Origin of the sequence: Caballeronia sp. LZ028 (assembly GCF_031451415.1) — a bacterium.
GTDB lineage: Bacteria > Pseudomonadota > Gammaproteobacteria > Burkholderiales > Burkholderiaceae > Caballeronia > Caballeronia zhejiangensis.
This window is the reverse complement of the sequence record NZ_JARUXN010000001.1, coordinates 1,449,527-1,470,245: the sequence shown is the minus strand read 5'-3', so window position 1 is coordinate 1,470,245 and position 20,719 is coordinate 1,449,527. Positions and strand designations below refer to the sequence as shown.

General features: G+C 64.7%; 20 protein-coding genes. 10 read left to right on the top strand and 10 right to left on the bottom strand.

What is annotated here, in order from left to right; genetic code table 11:
- Positions 1–22 precede the first annotated feature (22 nt).
- Together radA and alr are read right to left on the bottom strand one after the other, a co-directional pair.
- Positions 23–1,408 carry a DNA repair protein RadA gene (gene radA / locus QCE58_RS06920; protein WP_175979974.1) on the bottom strand — a complete coding sequence of 462 codons (1,386 nt, stop codon included), beginning with the start codon at positions 1,406–1,408 and terminating at the stop codon, positions 23–25.
- 40 nt (positions 1,409–1,448) lie between these two features.
- A complete protein-coding gene (gene alr, locus QCE58_RS06915) occupies positions 1,449–2,519 on the bottom strand; it encodes an alanine racemase (protein ID WP_034472003.1) in 1,071 nt (356 codons plus the stop codon).
- A gap of 281 nt (positions 2,520–2,800) precedes the next feature.
- On the opposite strand from alr, the gene lplT reads away from it, so the two are divergent.
- From lplT to thiD, 4 genes are read left to right on the top strand one after another with little or no spacing between them, the layout of a single operon-like run.
- Complete coding sequence (gene lplT, locus QCE58_RS06910) at positions 2,801–4,108, top strand: lysophospholipid transporter LplT (RefSeq protein WP_008350127.1); 1,308 nt, start codon at positions 2,801–2,803, stop codon at positions 4,106–4,108.
- A 13-nt stretch (positions 4,109–4,121) separates the two neighbouring features.
- Positions 4,122–4,937: a hydroxyethylthiazole kinase gene (gene thiM / locus QCE58_RS06905; RefSeq protein WP_034472006.1), complete on the top strand. Its 816-nt coding sequence runs from the start codon at positions 4,122–4,124 to the stop codon at positions 4,935–4,937.
- A 1-nt stretch (position 4,938) separates the two neighbouring features.
- On the top strand, positions 4,939–5,586 hold the full coding sequence (gene thiE / locus QCE58_RS06900) for a thiamine phosphate synthase (RefSeq protein WP_250521074.1): 648 nt from the start codon (positions 4,939–4,941) through the stop codon (positions 5,584–5,586).
- A gap of 10 nt (positions 5,587–5,596) precedes the next feature.
- The gene (gene thiD / locus QCE58_RS06895) at positions 5,597–6,403 is read left to right on the top strand and encodes a bifunctional hydroxymethylpyrimidine kinase/phosphomethylpyrimidine kinase (RefSeq protein WP_309779713.1); all 807 of its coding nucleotides are present in this window, start codon (positions 5,597–5,599) and stop codon (positions 6,401–6,403) included.
- An 11-nt stretch (positions 6,404–6,414) separates the two neighbouring features.
- Here the strand turns inward: thiD and QCE58_RS06890 are convergent, their stop codons facing one another.
- From QCE58_RS06890 to tsaB, 4 genes are read right to left on the bottom strand one after another with little or no spacing between them, the layout of a single operon-like run.
- Complete coding sequence (locus QCE58_RS06890) at positions 6,415–7,398, bottom strand: DUF1853 family protein (RefSeq protein WP_250521072.1); 984 nt, start codon at positions 7,396–7,398, stop codon at positions 6,415–6,417.
- Positions 7,398–8,291 carry a uracil-DNA glycosylase family protein gene (locus tag QCE58_RS06885; RefSeq protein ID WP_250439596.1) on the bottom strand — a complete coding sequence of 298 codons (894 nt, stop codon included), beginning with the start codon at positions 8,289–8,291 and terminating at the stop codon, positions 7,398–7,400. Before QCE58_RS06885 ends, QCE58_RS06890 begins: the two co-directional genes overlap by 1 nt.
- Positions 8,278–8,772 (bottom strand): ribosomal protein S18-alanine N-acetyltransferase, encoded by a 495-nt coding sequence (rimI, locus tag QCE58_RS06880; RefSeq protein ID WP_008350138.1) that lies wholly within the window; start codon positions 8,770–8,772, stop codon positions 8,278–8,280. The genes QCE58_RS06885 and rimI overlap by 14 nt, the downstream gene beginning before the upstream one ends.
- Positions 8,769–9,548 (bottom strand): tRNA (adenosine(37)-N6)-threonylcarbamoyltransferase complex dimerization subunit type 1 TsaB, encoded by a 780-nt coding sequence (gene tsaB, locus QCE58_RS06875; RefSeq protein ID WP_250521071.1) that lies wholly within the window; start codon positions 9,546–9,548, stop codon positions 8,769–8,771. Before tsaB ends, rimI begins: the two co-directional genes overlap by 4 nt.
- A 178-nt stretch (positions 9,549–9,726) precedes the next feature.
- Here tsaB and QCE58_RS06870 point away from each other — a divergent pair, with 178 nt between their 5' ends.
- From QCE58_RS06870 to aceA, 3 genes are all read left to right on the top strand, one after another.
- Entirely contained in the window at positions 9,727–9,996 is a 270-nt protein-coding gene (locus tag QCE58_RS06870) for an acyl-CoA-binding protein (protein ID WP_250521070.1), read from the top strand.
- Between the two features lie 474 nt (positions 9,997–10,470).
- Positions 10,471–12,117 (top strand): DEAD/DEAH box helicase, encoded by a 1,647-nt coding sequence (locus QCE58_RS06865; RefSeq protein ID WP_034472015.1) that lies wholly within the window; start codon positions 10,471–10,473, stop codon positions 12,115–12,117.
- A 373-nt stretch (positions 12,118–12,490) separates the two neighbouring features.
- Entirely contained in the window at positions 12,491–13,798 is a 1,308-nt protein-coding gene (aceA, locus tag QCE58_RS06860) for an isocitrate lyase (protein ID WP_250521069.1), read from the top strand.
- An 87-nt stretch (positions 13,799–13,885) separates the two neighbouring features.
- On the opposite strand, the gene QCE58_RS06855 is transcribed toward aceA, so the two are convergent.
- Both QCE58_RS06855 and QCE58_RS06850 read right to left on the bottom strand, forming a co-directional pair.
- A complete protein-coding gene (locus tag QCE58_RS06855) occupies positions 13,886–14,320 on the bottom strand; it encodes a universal stress protein (RefSeq protein WP_250521068.1) in 435 nt (144 codons plus the stop codon).
- A 132-nt stretch (positions 14,321–14,452) separates the two neighbouring features.
- Positions 14,453–15,355 (bottom strand): LysR family transcriptional regulator, encoded by a 903-nt coding sequence (locus QCE58_RS06850; protein WP_250521067.1) that lies wholly within the window; start codon positions 15,353–15,355, stop codon positions 14,453–14,455.
- 138 nt (positions 15,356–15,493) lie between these two features.
- On the opposite strand from QCE58_RS06850, the gene QCE58_RS06845 reads away from it, so the two are divergent.
- The 3 genes from QCE58_RS06845 to QCE58_RS06835 all read left to right on the top strand — a co-directional run bounded on the left by QCE58_RS06845 (position 15,494) and on the right by QCE58_RS06835 (position 18,376).
- Complete coding sequence (locus QCE58_RS06845; protein ID WP_051996521.1) at positions 15,494–16,333, top strand: haloacid dehalogenase type II; 840 nt, start codon at positions 15,494–15,496, stop codon at positions 16,331–16,333.
- A gap of 18 nt (positions 16,334–16,351) precedes the next feature.
- The gene (aceB, locus tag QCE58_RS06840) at positions 16,352–17,962 is read left to right on the top strand and encodes a malate synthase A (protein ID WP_034472023.1); all 1,611 of its coding nucleotides are present in this window, start codon (positions 16,352–16,354) and stop codon (positions 17,960–17,962) included.
- A 153-nt stretch (positions 17,963–18,115) separates the two neighbouring features.
- Positions 18,116–18,376 carry a hypothetical protein gene (locus tag QCE58_RS06835; protein WP_008350156.1) on the top strand — a complete coding sequence of 87 codons (261 nt, stop codon included), beginning with the start codon at positions 18,116–18,118 and terminating at the stop codon, positions 18,374–18,376.
- Between the two features lie 17 nt (positions 18,377–18,393).
- Here QCE58_RS06835 and QCE58_RS06830 read toward each other — a convergent pair whose 3' ends face one another.
- Together QCE58_RS06830 and bamC are read right to left on the bottom strand one after the other, a co-directional pair.
- Complete coding sequence (locus QCE58_RS06830; RefSeq protein ID WP_008350158.1) at positions 18,394–18,684, bottom strand: putative quinol monooxygenase; 291 nt, start codon at positions 18,682–18,684, stop codon at positions 18,394–18,396.
- 460 nt (positions 18,685–19,144) lie between these two features.
- Positions 19,145–20,353, bottom strand: a complete 1,209-nt coding sequence (bamC, locus tag QCE58_RS06825) for an outer membrane protein assembly factor BamC (RefSeq protein WP_034472024.1) — start codon at positions 20,351–20,353, stop codon at positions 19,145–19,147.
- Between the last annotated feature and the right edge of the window lie 366 nt (positions 20,354–20,719).

Genomic DNA, 20,719 nt, shown 5'->3' with positions numbered 1-20,719 from the left:
TACGAAGGGTCCGATCGCGAAATCATTCGAGGTCGCGAACGCGGTCGATCGCTTCCTCGATGCGGTCCACGGCGATCACCTTCAGACCGTCGATGGCCTGCTTGGGCGCGTTCGCCTTCGGAATGAGCGCGACGGAAAAGCCTAGCTTCGCCGCTTCCTTCAGGCGATCCTGCCCGCGCGGAGACGGCCGGATCTCACCCGCCAAGCCCACCTCGCCGAACGTAATGAGACCCTTCGGCAGCGGCTTGTTGCGCATCGACGAGTGGATCGCGAGCAGCACGGCGAGATCGGCGGCGGGCTCGGTGATCTTCACGCCGCCGACCGCGTTCAGGAACACGTCCTGATCGAAACACGCAATTCCCGCGTGCCGATGCAGCACCGCCAGCAACAGCGCCAGCCGGTTTTGTTCCAGCCCGACCGCGAGCCGGCGCGGATTGGGCACGTGCGCGGTATCGACGAGCGCCTGCACTTCGACGAGCAGCGGCCGCGAACCTTCCTGCGTCACGAGCACGCACGAACCCGCGACGCTCTGCTCGTGCTGCGACAAAAATAGCGCCGACGGATTGGCGACGCCGCGCAAGCCCTTTTCCGTCATGGCGAAGACGCCGAGCTCGTTGACGGCGCCGAAGCGATTCTTGAACGCGCGCACGAGCCTGAACGACGAGTGCGTGTCGCCTTCGAAATACAGCACGGTATCGACGATGTGCTCCAGCACGCGCGGTCCCGCGAGGCTGCCCTCTTTCGTCACGTGGCCGACCATGATGATCGACGTGCCCGTCTGCTTCGCGATGCGCGTGAGTTGCGCCGCGCACTCGCGCACTTGCGCGACGGAGCCGGGCGCGGACGTCAGCGCTTCCGAGTAGATCGTCTGAATCGAGTCGATGACGGCGACTTCAGGCCGTTGCTCATCGATGGTCGCCTGGATCTTTTCGAGCTGAATTTCCGCGAGCAGCGCGAGATCGCCCGCGGCGCTCGCGCCGCCGATCAGTCCGAGCCGCTGCGCGCGCAGCGCGATCTGCGCGCCGGATTCCTCACCGCTCACGTAGAGCGCCGGCCGCTCGCGCGCGATTTCGGCGAGCGATTGCAGTAGCAATGTCGATTTGCCGATGCCCGGATCGCCGCCGATCAGCACGACGCCGCCCGGCACGAGCCCGCCGCCCAGCACGCGATCGAATTCGCCGACGCCCGTCGTGAAGCGCGGCACGTCCGACGCCTCGATTTCCGCGAGCTTGCGCACCGGCGAACTCTTCGCGAGCGCCTGGAAGCGATGGTTCGACGCCGTCTGCGCCACCGATTCGGTCAGCGTGTTCCACGCGTTGCATGCGGCGCACTGGCCGGTCCACTTCGGCGATTCCCCGCCGCATTCGCTGCACACATACAGCGTTTTTGCCTTCGCTACTTTTGCCACTCGAAGCCTTGCCTGATTTCTTGTTGTTGATTTCGTGTTGTTATTCCGCGCGCACCGGCACGCGTTGCGCGATCGCGCACATGAGTTCGTAGCCGATCGTGCCGGCCGAGCTCGCGACATCGTCGATCGGCAGATTCGCGCCCCACAGTTCCACGCGCGAACCGATGCCGGCGTTCGGGCACGGCGTCAGATCGACGGTCAGCATGTCCATCGACACGCGGCCGACGAGCCGCGTTCTCGCGCCGTCGACGATCACGGGCGTGCCTTCGGGCGCCACGCGCGGATAGCCGTCCGCGTAGCCGCACGCGACCACGCCGATGCGCATCGGCGTTCCCGCTGTATACGTCGAGCCATAACCGATGCTGCTCCCCGCGTCGACCGTCTGCACGGCGATCAGCTCGGACTGGAGCGTCATCGCGGGCTTGAGGCCGGTATCGGCGATATCCGCGGTCACGCCCGACGGCGATGCGCCGTACAGCATGATGCCGGGCCGCACCCAGTCGAAGTGCGCGCCCGGGTGCCACAAGAGCGCCGCCGAGTTCGCGAGACTGCGCGCGCCCGCGATGCCTTCCGCGCCGCGTTCGAACGCTTCCAGTTGATGCGCGACGCCGCGCGGGCCATCGGCATCGGAAAAATGGGTCATGAGCGTGATCTGGCCGACGCCCTGCACGGCGCGCGCGCGCTCCCACGCGGCGCGGAACTTCTCGGGCGTATAGCCGAGCCGGTTCATGCCGCTGTTCATCTTCAACTGAATGTTGACCGGTTTCGACAGCCGCGCCATTTCCAGCATCCGCAACTGCTCGTCGCAGTGCACGGCCGTGGTGAGGCTATAGCGGTCGATCACGTCGATGTCGGTCGGCCGGAAAAAGCCCTCGAGCAAAAGAATTGGCCCGGCCCACCCCAATTCACGCAACTTCGCGGCTTCTTCGAGGTCGAGAAGGCCAAAGCCGTCCGTTGCGCGCAAACCGGGGAACGCCCGGGCGAGACCGTGGCCATATGCATTGGCCTTGACGACGGCCCAGATCTTGGATTTCGGGGCGTACTTGCGTGCAACGGCCAGGTTGTTGGCGAGCGCGGCGGTGTGAATTGTTGCTGAAAGGGGGCGCGGCATGAGCGTTTGGTGGAATTGCAACGAGTGCGGTCTAAAAGGCCAGCATACGCGAGCGGGACGCGTCCTGCTGCGCCGACCGGGACGCCTTGCGAATCAGTATGTTATGAGGAATCACGAACACAGGCGCGTCATTTCTGGCGCGATCGAGATTACTGCTAGTCAGAATGCGCCTATTTTCGTGTTATAAAGCCGTGCACACAACCCATTTCGAAAGGCATAAGCCCGAGTGCACGACCGGTGCCCGGGGCGGATCACCCGCAGTGAGGAAAGCTTCGGATCAGATGAAAAAAGGTTTTTACACCATCATGGCCGCGCAGTTTTTCTCATCGCTGGCCGATAACGCTCTACTGATCGCTGCCATTGCACTGCTGAAAGACCTTCACGCCCCGAACTGGATGACGCCGCTGCTCAAGCTGTTCTTCGTCCTGTCGTATGTGATTCTCGCGGCTTTCGTCGGCGCTTTCGCGGATTCCCGGCCCAAGGGCCACGTCATGTTCGTGACCAATTCGATCAAGGTCGTGGGCTGCGTGACGATGCTCTTCGGCGCGCATCCGTTGCTCGCGTATGGCATCGTCGGGTTCGGCGCGGCGGCCTATTCGCCCGCGAAATACGGCATTCTGACCGAGCTCCTGCCAGCCGATCGGCTCGTCGCCGCGAACGGCTGGATCGAAGGCACGACGGTCGGCTCGATCATCCTCGGCACGGTCATGGGCGGCGCGCTCATCAGTCCGCATATCGCCAGTCATCTGCTGTCGCTGCACATTCCGCGCATCAACACGCCCGCCGAAGCCGCAATGCTCGTCATCATGCTGATGTACGTGATCGCCGCGATCTTCAATCTGCGCATTCCCGACACCGGCGCGCGCTATCCGAAGCAGGAGACGCGGCCGCTCAAGCTCATCACCGATTTCGCCGACTGCTTTCTCGTGCTCTGGCGCGACAAGCTCGGCCAGATCTCGCTCGCCGTCACGACGCTCTTCTGGGGCGCAGGCGCGACGCTGCAGTTCATCGTGCTGAAATGGGCCGAAGTGTCGCTCGGCATGACGCTCTCGCAGGCAGCGATCCTGCAGGCGGTGATCGCGGTCGGCGTCGCGGCGGGCGCGGTGCTCGCGGCCGCGCGCGTGCCGCTCAAGCGCTCGCTCAGCGTGCTGCCGGTAGGCATCGTCATGGGACTCGCCGTCATGCTGATGGCCTTCTACACGCGCCATCTCTTTCCCGCGCACTGGGGCATCTACTTCGGCAAGATGCACTTCCCCGGCTATCTGCTGATCGCATATGTGTTCCTGATGATCGTCGGCGGACTGTCGGGCTTCTTCGTCGTGCCGATGAACGCGCTGCTCCAGCATCGCGGGCACGTTCTGCTTTCCGCCGGGCATTCCATCGCCGTGCAGAACTTCAACGAGAACCTGTCGGTGCTCGTCATGCTGTGCCTCTACGCCGTGCTCGTGTGGCTCGACGTGCCGATCCAGTTCGTCATCGTGCTGTTCGGCTCGTTCGTGTGTCTCATGATGTACTTCGTGATGCGACGGCATCAGGCCAATCAGCGCGCGTTCGATTCGGTCGCGCTGATCGGCGAAGCGCGGCACTGACCCTCTTCGCATCATGCTTGCCGCCGATCTCTTTTCCTTCGTCACCCGCGTGCGCGAACGCGCGCCGCTCGTGCATTGCCTCACGAATCTCGTCGTCACCAACTTCACCGCGAACGTGCTGCTCGCGATCGGCGCCGCGCCCGCGATGGTCGTCGCGCGCGAGGAAGTCGGCGAATTCGCGGCCGTCGCCAATGCGCTGTCGGTCAATCTCGGCACGCTCGACGTGCCGCAGAGCCGCGCGATCCGCGCCGCCGTCGAGGCCGCCAACAGCGCGGGCACGCCGTGGGTGCTCGATCCGGTCGCGGTCGGGCCGCTCGCGTTTCGCACCGAATTTGCGTTCGATCTGCTCGATGCGAAGCCCGCGGTGATCCGCGGCAACGCGTCGGAGATCATCAGCTTGTCGGGGGGCGCAGCGAGCGGACGCGGCGTCGACAGCACCGCCGCCACCGATGCCGCGCTCGACGCCGCGCAGGTGCTCGCGCTGAAGACGCAGGCCGTCGTCGCGGTCACGGGCGAGACCGATTACGTGACCGATGGCCGCCGCGTCATCGCGATGTCGAACGGCTCGCCCTTGATGACGCGCGTGACGGGCGTCGGCTGCGCGTTGTCCGCGACGGTGGCCGCGTTCGTCGGCGCGGCGCCGGATCGCGACGCGTTCTGGTCCGCGACCGTCGCCGCCATCGCCTATTCGACCATCGCGGGGGAACTCGCCGCGCGCGACGCCGCGCTGCCCGGCAGCTTCGCCGTCGCGTATCTGGACCGGCTCGCATCGCTCGATGAAGCCGCGTTCGGCAAGACGCTCGTGCAGCGCGACATCGTTGCCGGCTGACATGCGCGCTTCGTTCGATCTCTCGCTCTATCTCGTGCTCGATCCCGTGCAGTGCGGCGGTCATGACGCGGCGGTTCGTGTCGCGCGCGCCGCGCTCGAAGGCGGCGCGACCATCGTGCAACTGCGCGCGCCCGAGTGGCACAAGCGCGCGTGGTTCGATCTCGCGCGCGATCTGCTGCCGATCACGCGCGCGCACGGCGTGCCGTTCGTCGTCAACGATCATGTCGATGTCGCGCTGGCTGTCGGCGCGGATGGCGTGCATATCGGCCAGCGCGATCTGCCCGCCGATGTCGCGCGCCGACTGCTCGGGCCGGACGCGCTGATCGGCCTGTCGGTATCGAATCTCGATGAAACCGCCGACGCGGCGAAACGCGCGGGCGTCGTCGATTATCTCGGCGCGGGTCCGGTGTACGCGACGCCGACCAAGACCGACGCCTCCACGCCCTGCGGCATCGAGGGTCTCGCTGAAATCTGCGCGGCCGCGCATGTGCCGACCGTCGCGATCGGCGGCATTCAGGCACATAACGCCGCAGACGTCATGCGCGCGAAGCCCGCCGGTCTCGCGGTGGTGTCGGCGATCTGCAAGGCGACCGATCCGCGCACGGCGGCCTCGGCGCTTGCCGCGACCATCGCACAGTCACGCATCTAAGCTCATGGCAATCACGAAAACCATTCCGAACGTCCTCACGATCGCCGGCTCCGACTCGGGCGGCGGCGCGGGCATTCAGGCCGATCTGAAGGCGTTCTCCGCGCTCGGCGCGTACGGCGCGAGCGTCATCACGGCGCTCACCGCGCAAAACACGCGCGGCGTGACAGCCGTTCACGCGCCGGAGCCCGCGTTCATCGCGGCGCAGCTCGACGCCGTGTTCGACGACATCCGCATCGATGCCGTGAAGATCGGCATGCTGGCGAACGCGGGCATCGTGCGCGCGGTCGCCGAGGCGCTCAAGCGCCATCGGCCGAAACATGTTGTGCTCGACACCGTGATGATCTCGAAGAGCAATCACGCGCTGCTGGCGCCGGAAGCCGTTGTCGCGTTGCGCGACGAATTGCTGCCGCTCGCGACGCTCGTCACGCCGAATCTGCCGGAAGCGGCGGCGCTGTTAGGCGAAGAAAGCGCCGCCGACGAAGACGCGATGGTCCGTCAGGGCGAAGCCTTGCGCGCGCTCGGCGCGCGGGCCGTGCTGATGAAAGGCGGCCACCTTGCATCGAACGACAGTCCCGACTGGCTGATCGAGGCGGCGGGCGCACTGAGGCTCGGCGGCGCGCGCGTGCCGCTCAAGAACACGCACGGCACGGGCTGCACGCTGTCGTCGGCGATCGCGGCGCTGATTGCGCAAACCGACGATCTTGCGAGCGCGACCGCCGAGGCGAAGCGCTATCTGACCGGCGCGATCGAAGCGAGCGTGCGGCTCGACGTCGGTCATGGCGTCGGTCCGGTGCATCATTTTTTCCGCTGGTGGTGATCAGCCGGTGATCAGTCCGCCGACGCGGCGAACGCCCGCGCGCGCTCCGGCCAGTCGTCCGGCACGATGAAGCCTCGCGATTCCTCCACGAAATTTCCCGCTTCGTCGCGCGCGTAGGCGGCAACCATCGTCGGCGCGATCGTGCCTTCGAGACGCGCGCGAATCGCCTCCGATTCCGCGATCAGCGTTTCGGCGGAATCCGCATCGAGCCGCCGCGACGCGAGCCACGCCATGCGCGGCTGCACGACCCACGCGCGCTCATCGTCCGACGCATTCGAGCGCGCGTCGCGCCATTCCGACGCCGTCAGCCACCATCCGCGCAGATGGTGCTCCCCTATTTCGCGCGCGGGCACGACCTCGTCGCCGCCGAGCCCGTGATAGAAAAGCCGGCCTTTGATGAACAACTGCGCCTGCCACGGACCGTCGAAGCCGAGCAACGCGAACTCGGCGCGCCGCGTCAGCGCTAGTTGATGCGTGAGAAGCCGCTCGTGCTTGATATCGAAGCGATCCTGCAGATTCGGCCCGACGTAGTTCGACAGACGCGCCGCGCGCGCCGCATCGCCGTCGCTATCGTCGATATGCAGGTAGAACTTCACCGCCAGCTCCCAGTGCAGCCGCGCGCCATCCGCCGATTCGAGCAGGAAATCGCATTCGCCGATGGTGCGCCGCTGTTGCCGCAACGGCACGTTCGCCGCGATGAGGCGCGCCGCCGGACCGTGCGCGAGAAAAAAGCGGATGAGGCTCTCGGCGTAGATGCCGAGGCGCGTGAACTTCGGATCGCGCGCGTGATCGTGCAGCGGCTGCGGCGCGGCATCGAGCGCCTTCAGCCACACGAGCGTCGCGTCGCGCTCCGCTGTCGACGCGAACGGATGCGCGAGCGCGGCGTCGCCTTCGCGCAGCAGATCGGGAGCGAACAGAAGCCAGGCGAGATCGCGAACCGTGACGTCGCCGAAACGATCGACGAGACGCGTGAGATCGCTCGCCCGGGCCGTCATCAGACGCCGCCCTTCTCTGCTCCTTGCTCGACGCCGAGCGCGGCGAGCGCCTCGCGATACGTATTGCGCGCGAGGCAGAGATCGGCCCACGCCTTCGACTTGTCCTGCAGGCTGCGCAGCAGATAAGCCGGGTGATACGTGACGACCACCGGCACGCCACGATACTCGTGCACGCGTCCGCGCATCGATGCGATGCTCGCCTCGTTCTTCAGCAGACTCTGCGCGGCGAAGCGTCCCATCGCGACGATGACCTTCGGCTTCACGAGTTCGACCTGCCGTTGCAGATACGGCTCGCAGCGCGCGACTTCGTCGAGCTCGGGATTGCGGTTGCCGGGCGGCCGGCACTTGATGACATTCGCGATATAGACGTTCGTCTGCCGCGACAGCGTGAGCGCGCGCAGCATGTTGTCGAGCAGCTTGCCCGCCTGGCCGACGAACGGCTCGCCTTGCTTGTCCTCGTTCTCGCCCGGCGCTTCGCCGATCAGCATCCAGTCGGCTTCGCGATCGCCGACGCCGAAGACCGTGTTCGTGCGGCGCTCGCACAAACGGCAGCGCTCGCAGTTCGCGACGCGTTCGGCGAGCGCATCCCAGCCGAGCGTGTGGATGTCGCTCGGGGCTTCCGCGGTGGCGGGCTCGACATGGAGCGGCGTTTCGTCGGTCCAGGGGAGATCGTCGTAGGCGTCGAGCGGCGGCGCGTCGGATTCGGGCTGTGCGGACTGGAGCGGCTTCGGCTCCGGCCGCATGTCGACGACGACGGGCGCGGGTGCTTCCGCCATCGTGGCGATCGCTTCAGGCGTGCGCTCTTCCTCGACCTTCGGCGCGGGCGCAAGCCCACGCCGTACCCAGACCGGCCCGATTCCCAACTCTTCGATCAGCATTTCATCGAGCGCCATGCGCAGTCTCCTCCGTAAACGACAGACGCATGACGATTGCGTCCTCGCGCGAGCGATGCCGCGCGGGGTAATAGTTCTTGCGGCGTCCGATGGCCGCGAAGCCAAAACGCTCGTAGAGCTGGATCGCGCGCGGATTGGACGGCCGCACTTCGAGCAGCACGCCTTCGAGCTTCTCCGCGCGCGTGATGCGGACCGCTTCGCGCAGAAGCGTCAGACCCGCCCCCGCCCGCTGCGCAGACGGTGCGACGCACAGATTGAGCAGATGCATCTCGTCGACGACGGGCATCAGCACGCAATAGCCGATCAGCGTGCCGGTCACATGGCGCAGACACACGCCGAAATAGCCATTGCGCAGCGAATCCTGAAAATTGCCGCGGCTCCACGGAAACTCGTAGGCGAGCTTTTCGACCGCGGCGACTTCGTCGAGGTCCGCTTCCGTCATCGGTGTGAGATACCGATCGGCCAGCAGCACGCCGCTCACCGAAGCGCCTCCTCGCGAGTCTGCATGCGTTCGGCCGTCGTCTGGGCGACCTTGTCGCGCACATATTCGGGCGCGGCGTGTTCGGGTGCGACCGCGCGCCCAGCCCGCCAGTCCCGCAAGCCGATGAGCGCGACCGGCAGCGCGTGCGGCAGCGCCTCGCGATCGACACGCGCGGCGGCGGCGAGCGCCGGCAGACGATCGCCGAATGCGGACGCGGCGTTGCCCGCGAGCGCGAACGGCACGTCGGGCAGAGGCAGCGCGCCGGGCGCATCGAGCGCGGCCGGATGCAGCGTGCGCCAGTCGCCGGCGGCGGCATCGAATTCGAAATCGGCCCAGTACGCTTCATCCATGCGGGCGTCCAGCGCCGCTAGCACGCGCGCCGGGATCGACGGATCGTTCAGGCGCGCGTGCTCCGCGCAGGCGAGCAGCGTGCTCACCGGCACGACCGGCACGTTCAAACCGAACGCCAGGCCTTGCGCCACGCCTGTCGCCGTGCGCAAGCCGGTGAAGGAGCCTGGGCCCGCGCCGAATGCGATCGCCGCGCAGTCGGCGAGCGCGAGCCCGGCGTCGGCGAAAAGCTCGCGCACGGCCGGCAAAAGGCGCGTGCTCGACACGGCGCCGGTCGCCTCGTGGCGAAACCACACGCGCGTGTCGCCGTTCACGTATTGAGGCGCGGCGGAGTTCGGAGTGGCGGCGAAAGCGCTGTCGGCGAGCAGGAGCGCGACGGAGCAAAATTCCGTCGAGGTGTCGAGGGCGAGCAAAACGGTGCGTGTCATAGCCGGTATTGTAATGCGGGACATGCGCCGGATTCGCGTGATCGGCGATACGCGGTCGATCCAATTCGCGTCCGCAAGGCGTCTGGAAGGCGTCCTCGGTTGGAGGAAAGCCTCGACCGGGCTCGCGCGTCTCGCTTGCTAAGATCGTCCGGTCCATCTCGATAACAACGGAGAACGCATGACCGACATCGATCAGCAATTCGCCCAAGCCCAGTCCGACGTGACTCAACTGCCCGAGCGTCCCGGCAATCTCACGCTGTTGCGGCTTTATGCGCTTTTCAAGCAGGCGAGCATCGGCGACGTGCAAGGCGAAAAGCCGGGCTTCACGAATATCGCCGGCAAATACAAATACGAAGCGTGGGCCGCGCTGCAAGGCACGCCCGCCGACGACGCCAAGGCACGCTACGTCGAACTCGTCGAATCGCTCAAGCGGGGCGAGGCGGCCTGAAGTTCCGGCCGGCGTCGGCCAGTTCCAGCGGACCGGCCGCGCCGTCCGATGCCCGAAGATGGCGCGGCGATGCGTCAAAATGTGGCGCAGTGCAGCAAATTCCGATATACTAGCGGTCAGCGCTCGATTGCGGGTGGCGAGCCTTCCGGCAAGTCCCACGCAGCAAGGCGCTTCGTAGCGTTTCGCTCCAATCCAGTTTAGAAACTGTCCCCTTCCTGCCAGGCCTTTGCGTCGCATTTGCGCGCAGCACGTTTCTCGGCCCGTCATGCATCAGGCTGACGTCAGCGCCCGTCGTTCTCTTCGGAACGATCGAGCCTGCCGTATCCGATACAGCTTCTAACAAAGATACTCGCCGCACGTTCGCGCGAGTAGCCTACGTTTTTCGATTTGCTCGCTGTTTCTTCGCTCGCTGAATCCAACGACCTGGGTATGCCGATTGGCGCCGACGCCTTATTCCTCGTTTCAAGGATCGACATGACTTCGAGCTTCACCGCTAGCCCGTTGGACAATCTCGCAGCAAACATTGGCATCACCCCCTCGGCCGATACCCCGGCCACCGACGCACCCGCCGACAAGCCCGCCGGCCCCACTTTCGAATCGCTCGGCCTTTCCGCCGATATCGTGTCCGCGCTGACCGCTGCGGGCTACGAATCCCCGACGCCCGTGCAGCAGCGCGCGATTCCCGCCGCGCTCGCCGGCCGCGATCTGCTCGTCTCCAGCCCGACCGGTTCGGGCAAGACGGCCGCGTTCATGCTGCCCGCCATCGAAAAATTCGCGCAACTGCAAAAGCTGGAAGCGCAACAGCCGCGCGCGCCGCGCGACCCGAACGCAGCGCGTGGCCGCCGTCCGCAGCCGATCGCGCGCCCGAAGCTGCTCGTGCTCACGCCGACGCGCGAACTCGCGATGCAGGTTTCCACCGCCGCGACCACGTACGGCAAGCATCTGCGCCGCCTGCGCACCGTCAGCATTCTGGGCGGTGTCGCGTATGGCCAGCAGCTCATGCTCCTCGCGAAGAACCCTGAGATTCTCGTCGCGACGCCGGGCCGCCTGATCGACCATCTGGAACGCGGCCGCATCGACCTGTCGGAACTCAACATGCTCGTGCTCGACGAAGCCGATCGCATGCTCGACATGGGCTTCATCGAAGACATCGAGACGATCGTCGACGCGACGCCCGCCTCGCGTCAGACGCTGCTCTTCTCGGCGACCATCGATAGCAAGATCACGTCGCTGACCGGCCGGCTGCTGAAGGATCCGGAGCGCATCGAGATCGTCCAGAAGCTCGAAGCGAAGAGCAACATCGCGCAGACCGTGCATTACGTCGATGACCGCGATCACAAGGACCGCTTGCTCGATCATCTGCTGCGCGGCGAAGGCCTGGATCAGGCGATCGTATTCACGGCGACGAAGAGCGACGCGGATCTGATCGCCAACCGTCTCGCCGACGCGGGCTTCGAGTCCGCCGCGCTGCACGGCGATCTGCCGCAAGGCGCGCGCAACCGGACGATCCGCGCGCTGCGCGAGCGCCGCGTGCGCGTGCTGGTCGCGACCGACGTCGCCGCGCGCGGCATCGACATTCCGGGTATCACGCACGTCTTCAACTATGACCTGCCGAAGTTCGCGGAAGACTACGTGCACCGTATCGGCCGTACCGGCCGTGCTGGCCGCAGCGGCACGGCGGTGAGCCTCGTGCACTACGCCGAAATGGGCGCGTTGAAGCGCATCGAGCGTTTCGTGCGCGCGCCGCTGCCGGTGAACGTCGTCGCAGGCTTCGAACCGCGCAAGGCGCCGCCGAAGGGTGGTTTCGGCGGCGGCCGTGGCCGTCCGGGCGGTAACGGCGGTGGCCGTCGCTTCGGTGGCAATGGCGGCGGCAGCAGCAGTGGCCGTGGTTACGGTCCGGGCAACGCCGGCGGTTATGGCAACAAGTCGAATGCAGGTTCTCGCGAAGGCGGTTATCGCGATGGCGGCGGTTATCGCGGCGGCAACAGCGATGGCGGCTACCGTGGCGGCAACAGCGACGGCGGCTATCGCGGTGGCAATCGCGAAGGCGGCTACGGCTCGCGCGACGGCTACAGCGCACGCCGTAACGACGGCCCGCGCGCCCCGCGCCGCGGCAGCTAAGCTGCTTGCGGGAAGCGGTTCCTGATACCGCTTCCCCGTTGCGAAAAGAAAAACCGATGCCTCGTGCATCGGTTTTTTTTCGCCCCGTCGCCATATTTCACCATGCGCAATGCTCTTTTGCGTCGCAAAAGCGGTGCTGCGCGGCACAAAACCGGCGGTTGCAAGATAGAAAACGCCGTTCCGCAATACGATATTCCGATCGTATCTCGTTGATTTTTAACAAGGAAAATAAACTCGAAATCTCTGTCAGAGAGGTGTTTCGGAAAATCGCATTAGCCTAGACTCTTATATAAGAGTTGAGCAAACGCAGAACGCCGATTCGGCGCCGCTCATGCGATTCAGGAACATCAGTCCAGTCTCAGGGAGATTCGCCATGACCTCACGTCAACAACAAGCCCAGCAACTCCAGCAGCAATGGGAAACCGATCCGCGCTGGAAGGGCATCAAGCGCGGCTACTCGGCGGATGACGTCGTGCGTCTGCGCGGCTCGGTGCAGCCGGAGCACACGCTCGCGCGACGCGGCGCCGAACGGCTGTGGGCATCGATCAACGACGAGCCGTTCGTCAACGCGCTCGGCGCGCTGACCGGCAATCAGGCGATGCAGCAGGTCAAGGCCGGCCTCAAGGCGATCTATCTGTCGGGCTGGCAAGTGGCGGGAGATGCCAACGTCGCGGGTGAAATGTATCCCGACCAGTCGCTGTATCCGGCGAATTCGGTGCCGCTCGTCGTGAAGCGCATCAACAACACGCTCACCCGCGCCGATCAGATTCAATGGTCGGAAGGGCAGAATCCAGGCGATGAAGGCTATATCGATTACTTCGCGCCGATCGTCGCCGATGCCGAAGCGGGTTTCGGCGGCGTGCTGAACGCGTTCGAACTCATGAAGGCGATGATCGAAGCCGGCGCCGCGGGCGTGCACTTCGAGGACCAACTGGCGTCGGTCAAGAAATGCGGTCACATGGGCGGCAAGGTGCTCGTGCCGACGCGCGAGAATGTGGCGAAGCTGTCGGCCGCGCGGCTGGCCGCGGACGTGTGCGGCGTGCCGACGTTGCTCATCGCCCGCACGGACGCCGAAGCCGCCGATCTCGTCACGTCCGACATCGACGACAACGACAAGCCGTTCCTCACCGGCGAGCGCACGGTGGAAGGCTTCTTCCGCACGAAGCCGGGTCTCGCGCAGGCAGTTTCGCGCGGCCTCGCCTACGCGCCCTACGCCGATCTCGTCTGGTGCGAAACGGGCAAGCCGGATCTCGAATACGCGAAGAAGTTCGCCGAGGCGATCCACAAGGCATTCCCCGGCAAGATGCTGTCGTACAACTGCTCGCCGTCGTTCAACTGGAAGAAGAATCTGGACGACGCGACCATCGCCAAGTTTCAGCGTGAACTCGGCGCGATGGGCTACAAGTTCCAGTTCATCACGCTGGCGGGCTTCCACGCGCTGAACTATTCGATGTTCAACCTCGCGCACGGCTACGCCCGTTCGCAGATGAGCGCGTTCGTCGAATTGCAGCAGGCCGAATTCGCCGCCGCCGACAAGGGCTTCACGGCCGTCAAGCACCAGCGCGAAGTGGGCACCGGCTACTTCGACGCGGTCACGCAGACGGTCGAGAAGGAAGCATCGACGACCGCCCTGCACGGCTCGACCGAAGGCGAGCAGTTCTTCGACAAGAAGGTCGCGTAATACGGCTTCAGCAGGCGAATCAGGGAGAGTGGTGAAAAGAAGCGGCGGTCCCGGCGCGCGCAGCCGCGCGCCGGGGAACGCCGCTCGCTAGCGATACACGATCACCGGAATCTTCGTATGCGTCAGGACGCGCTGCGTTTCGCTGCCGATCAGCAGACTGCCGAGACCGCGCCGTCCGTGCGACGCCATCAGGATCACGTCGCAACCGTTGTGCTCCGCCGCCTCGATGATGCCGATATACGGCGCGGCATCGATGCTCGTCACGCTCGTGCAGGGCACGCCGGCGCTTTCCGCGGCGCGCTCGACCGCGCGCAGATGTTCGCGGGCTTCGTTCTCGGCGCGGGCGTGAAAATCGTCGGGCGGCTCGACGGCGACATCGGCGAATGGCGAATACGGATACTGAGGCAGGCACGCGTAAGCCGTGATGCGCGCACCGACGGATTGCGCAAGATCGATCGCGCCGTCGATGGCCTTTTGCGATAGCTCCGAGCCGTCGGTCGGCACGAGGATGTGTTTGAACATGGCGTCCTCCCCCGTCAGTTGATGGTGCGTGATTCCATTGTAGTAACGGGCGCCGGCGCAGAGCAATTTCGATGTACCCGCGCGGCGATGCGACGCCGCGCATAGGATTCCGAAGCTTTCACCGGCTCGCCGTCACCCCCAATATCCCGTCGCGTTATAGGTATGTTTGAGCAAATCGAGAAGCAATCGCACGCGCAACGGCAGATGCCGCCTCTGCGGAAACACCGCGTGAATGCCGATCGGCGGCGCGGCGTACGCATCGAGCACGCTGACGAGGCGGCCAGCGTCGATGTCATCGCCGACTTCCCACCACGAGCGCCACGCGAGACCGCGGCCTTCGAGACACCATTCGTGCAGCACGGCGCCGTCCGAGCATTCCATCGTGCCGGAAACCTTGATCGTGACAACCTTGCCGTCCTGCTCGAACACCCAGCCACGCTGCTGATTCGCCGACGCGCCGAGTGCCAGGCAATTGTGATGCGCGAGGGCGGCGAGATCGGCGGGCTCGCCACGTTTTTCCAGATACTCCGGCGACGCGACGCACACGCGCCGGTTCTCTCCGAGCTTCAACGAGACGAGCGACGAATCCGGCAACTCGCCGAGACGCACGGCGCAGTCGAAGCCTTCGTTGACGAGATCGACCATGCGGTCGGTCAGATCGAGACTCACGGAAACGTCCGGATGCAAGGCCGTGAACTTCGGCACGAGCGGCGCGACGTGACGCCGTCCGAAGCCCGCCGGCGCCGAGACGCGCAAATGCCCGCTCGCCTTCACGCCGCCCGCCGACACGCTCGCCTCCGCGTTCTGCATGTCGTTGATGACGCGCTGGCAGTCCTCGAGAAACGCGGAGCCTTCGAAGGTCAGCGTGATTCGGCGCGTCGTACGCACGAGCAGCTTCACGCCGAGCCGCTCTTCGAGCGCATCCAGCCTGCGTCCGATGACGGCCGGCGCGATGCCCTCCGCCTGTGCCGCCGCCGACAGGCTGCCCTTCGCCGCGACCGAAGCGAAGGTTTCTATCTGCTTGAATCGATCCATGCGCGTTCGTCGTCAATATCGGTGTTGAACCACAGATTAGGTAAGTAAAAGTAAAAGATCAAGTGATGCTGCGGAGCTTTTTCCATCACTTAGATCACGAATACAATCGATTCCGACCTCTAAACGGAGCGCAAGGCTATGTCGGCCATAACGACACACGCATCGTCCAGCGAATTTTCCCGCGAGTTGTCCAAGCTCCCCCGCGCAGTCATCTTCGACGCTTACGGCACGCTTTTCGACGTCCACTCGGTCGTCGCGGCGGCCGAGCAGCTCTTTCCCGGCCACGGCGACGCACTCTCGAAGCTCTGGCGCCGCAAGCAGATCGAGTACACGCAACTGCGCACGCTCGCCGATCCGTCGGGCGCGCACTACGAGCCGTTCTGGACAGTCACGATCGATGCGCTGCGCCACGCGGCTGCACGCCTGAACCTCGCCGATGCGCTCACGAGCGCCGCCGAGAAGCGCCTGATGGACGAATACGCGTGCCTTTCCGCGTTCCCCGACACGCTGCCCGCGCTCAGATCGTTGCGCGACGGCCTCGCCATTCCGCTCGCGATTTTGTCGAACGGCAATCCGCCGATGCTCGACATCGCCGTGAAAAGCGCCGGCATGAGCGGCCTCTTCGATTACGTTCTGTCGGTCGATGCAGCGCGCGCCTACCAGCCCGCGCCCGCCGCCTACGCGCTCGGCACCCGAGCCTTCGATGCCAGCGCGCGCGACATCGTATTCGCGTCGAGCAACGGCTGGAATGTCGCCGGCGCAACATGGTTCGGCTACACGACTTTCTGGATCAACCGCGCCGCGCTGCCGCCCGAGGAACTGGGCGTCGCGCCGCACGGCAGCGGCCGCGGCATGGCCGATCTCATCGCTTTCATCGAAGGCGGCGCGACGCGCGCCGTCGCCAACTCTCGCCGGATCACGCAGCCGAAAAGCAGGCAGCGCAACGCTTCACGCACAACCACCAGCAAAACCGTCTGACCGACCAAGGAGAAAACCATGACGCATCCATCGAATCCGCTTTCGCTTCCGAAAGGCATGGCCATCTCAGCCGATATCAAGCCCGGCTACGAGACCATCCTGACGCCCGAAGCGCTCGCGTTCGTCGCGTCGCTGCATCGCCAGTTCGAGCCGCGCCGCAAGCAATTGCTCGCGGCGCGCGTCGAGCGCACGAAGCGTCTCGATGCGGGCGAGCGCCCGAGCTTCCTCGAAGAAACGAAATCGATCCGCGAAGGCGACTGGAAGGTCGCGCCGCTGCCGGCAGATCTTCAATGCCGTCGCGTCGAGATCACCGGTCCGGTCGAGCGCAAGATGATCATCAACGCGCTCAACTCCGGCGCGGATTCCTACATGACCGACTTCGAGGATTCGAATGCGCCGAACTGGGACAACCAGATCGTCGGCCAGGTCAATCTGAAGGAAGCCGTGCGCCGTACGATTTCGCTCGAACAGAACGGCAAGTCGTACAAGCTCAACGACAAGATCGCGACGCTGATCGTGCGTCCGCGCGGCTGGCATCTCGACGAAAAGCACGTCACCGTCGATGGCGAGCGCGTGTCGGGCGGCATCTTCGATTTCGCGCTCTTCCTGTTTCACAACGCGAAGGAGTTGATCGCGCGCGGCAGCGGTCCGTACTTCTATCTGCCGAAGATGGAAAGCCATCTCGAAGCGCGTCTGTGGAACGACATTTTCGTCGCGGCGCAGGAGGCCATCGGCATCCCGCGCGGCACGATTCGCGCGACGGTGCTCGTCGAAACGATTCTCGCCGCGTTCGAGATGGACGAAATCCTGTACGAGCTGCGCGAGCATAGCTCGGGGCTCAACGCGGGCCGCTGGGATTACATCTTCTCGGCGATCAAGAAGTTCAAGAACGACACGGACTTCTGCCTCGCCGACCGCGCGAAGATCACGATGACGTCGCCCTTCATGCGCGCCTATGCACTCGAACTTTTGAAGACATGCCACAAACGCAATGCGCCGGCGATCGGCGGCATGTCGGCGCTGATTCCGATCAAGAACGATCCGGCCGCGAACGACAAAGCGATGGGCGGCGTGCGCTCCGACAAGGCGCGCGACGCCTCTGACGGCTACGACGGTGGCTGGGTCGCGCATCCGGGCCTCGTGCCGGTCGCGATGGAAGAGTTCGTGAAGGTGCTCGGCGACAAGCCCAACCAGATCGATAAGCAGCGCACCGACGTGCAGGTGACGGCGCACGATCTGCTCGACTTCCGTCCGGAAGAGCCGATCACCGAAGCGGGCTTGCGCAACAACGTGAACGTCGGCGTCCACTATCTCGGTTCGTGGCTCGCGGGCAATGGCTGCGTGCCGATCCACAATCTGATGGAAGACGCCGCGACCGCCGAAATCTCGCGCTCGCAGGTGTGGCAATGGATCCGCTCGCCGAAGGGCAAGCTCGACGACGGCCGCAAGGTCACGGCATCGATGGTGCGCGAGATCACCATCGACGAACTGGAGAAGGTGAAGCAGGCGGTCAGCGCGTCGGGCGCGGACACGAAGCCCTACGAACGCGCGGCGAAAATCTTCGAGGAAATGTCGACTTCGGCGCACTTCACCGAGTTTCTGACGCTGCCGCTGTACGAGGAAATTTGAGCGTTTCGCGTCGTCTCGCGCACGAACGGAAAACGGCCTTCGGGCCGTTTTTTCGTCTGGCACGCCGCATGGATCGCGCACGGCGTGTGCTACATTGCGCATCGTCTTTTCAACGATTCAACCGTGGAGCGCACTCATCGTGCGAACGACAGCATGAGCAATATCCAGCTCGATATCGAATGGACCGAAGCGGCATCGCGCAAGATCGAAAAACTGATGCCGCGCAACGCGAACAAGGACTCGTATCTGGCGCTGCCGCCCGTCGAATGCCTGCCGATGGAAGGCGACGTGCTGTTCCTCGGACCGTCCGGCAAGCAGCAGCCGTTCATCGTCGCGGAGCGCCAGTATCATCACGACGGCGACGCCGACTGGACCATCATCCTGATCCTCGACGTCCCGCAAGAAACGCATTAAAAGCGCTGTCCGGTCCGTCAGAGAATCTTGCTCGCGACACGGACTTCGCCGTGCTCGCACAAGTCCGGCGATTTGGCGCGGAACGTCTGGATGTGCGCCGTTTCGCCGTGCTTCGCGAGCGCGGCCTCGCTCTCCCAGCGCTCGACGAAGATAAAGCGCCGCGGCTCCTTCAGGTCGCGGTGCAAGTCGTATTGCAGCGCACCCGCCTCCTTGCGCGTCGGCTCGACGTTCGCTTCCAGCACTTCCCTCAGTTCCTCTTCCTTGCCCGGTTTGGCAACAAAGATCGCGACGACGGCAACTTCCGACATGAGCTTCTCCTTTCTTACTTGAACGATGGAAGCACGAGCATAACCGCGCATCGCGCATGTCGCCGAAAACGCCCGATCTGCAAGCCAAAGAAAAAGCCCGCGTTCCAAGAGAAACGCGGGCAAAAACCGTCGCCCTACGAGGATAGGCGACGGGGCCATCGGGGTTCGCGCAGCGCGAACCAATCGTCTGTTTGTCAGGTACAACGTGCGTGATACGCGCGCTTCGTGGAACTTCCGGCGGGTGATTTACGCCACTGATGCAATGTACTGTCCGGGCGTTCATTTCTATAAGCTTTTGCGCACATTTCCCGATAGAAAGAATTGTCTGCGCAATATTTACGCGTCGCTCGCATTTCCGTGCGCGCTGAAAAAATCGTTTGCGCGCCCGGCGGCGGCATCGACGGCGCAAAAAAACCGCCTCGCGAAGGAGGCGGTTTCTGCGGATCGGCGCGGAAAACGATCAGCTGATCTGGTCGGCGAGCAGCGCCATGATCTGGCGAGCTTGCGGCGACGAATCGACTTCGCCCTTGTCGTCGACGATCGCCACGCGCGTTTGCTGCTCGGTGACGGCGCGCACGTTGACCTGATACTGCTTCGCCTTCATTTCCTTGCGGCCGTGGAACACCTGGCTCCAGAAGCCTTGTTCCGCCGACGACTTGTCCGTCGGATCGACGTAGCGCACGTAATAGACGCCCTTGCTGCGGTCGCGGTCGTCCACCGTGAAGTTGGCGCGATCGAGCGCGATGCCCACGCGCAACCACGCGCGGTCGTACGCTTCCGGCAAGGTCAGTTGCGACGATGCGGCCTCGGGCACGACTTCGTTGCGGATCGGCGAATTGCCCGCGTACGCGGCGTTCTGCGCCGCGACCGACGCCGCCTTCGCATCGCCGCCCTTCGCGGCTTGCGCGCCCGCAGCACCGGCGGCCGGGGCGTCGAGCGGCGTTGCGCCGCCGGAAGCCGCCCGCTGGTCGGCCAGCGAGAGCGAGGACATCAGGCGCTTGAGGTATTCGTTCTCGAGCGCGGGATCGTTCGGGCGGGCCTGCCACTGGCTCGTGTCATTGTTCACGCCGGTCAGCGCCTCGCGCATGCCCTTCTGGCTGATGAACACATACGTGCCGCCGTTCGGCGCCGCTTCGAGACGCGTGCGGTACTTGTTGCGCTCGGCCGTGACATACGAGTTGCCGGTTGCCTTGGCGAGCGTGTCGCGGATCAGGCCGTCGGAAATCTGCGGATGGGTTTCGTTCCAGTCCGTTTCCATCACGCCCTTGTCGCGCTGATCGACGACGAGCAGAAAGCCCTGCTCCTGCCAGAAACGGCGGACCTGCGGCCACACCTGATCGGGCGTCTTGCCATCGACGACGAGCCAGCGCTCGGTGCCGTCGCGCTGAACGCGCATGCCCGACACCGGCGGAACCACCGTGGGCGCGTTCGGTGCGACTTTCTGAATCTGCTGCAGATCGGACAGCGATGCCTGCCCGCCCTGCGGCGGCAATGAACGCTGATCGGCCGCTTCGTCGAGCAGGTTCGGCGGCACGGCGAGAGACACCTGTTTCGAACGCTGATCGCTCTTGTAGTTGAACGCGTTGGGATTGGACGAGCCACATCCCGCCACGATTCCGGCCACCGCGAAAAGCGCAGCCATCCGCTTCGTTACACGAAAATCTGTCATTTGGAGAAGTCCTTCCGCTACGCCACGGGCGTTCTTCCGTGGATCAACCCGTTATTTTACCGGTCCGCCGTGCGCCGTGACAAAAAAGAGGTCACGACGGCTTCCGGCAAGGCTGCGCAGCGCGCCCATTAAACGTTGCCTTTCAATGACGAAAGCAGACTACGCGCAGCCAAAAGGCGCGCCTCAAACTTCCATTTAAGCCGCTCCGCATCGAATTGACAATTTATGACAATCGCGAAAAGCGGCAATTCGGCTTTTCGATCTGCGTAACCTTTTGATTCATAGAAACTTCTTTTTCTCCGACGCGCATCCGCCCGTTTCGCGCGGAAACATCGACGTGTATCAGTTTTTTCTGACTTCCTCCTA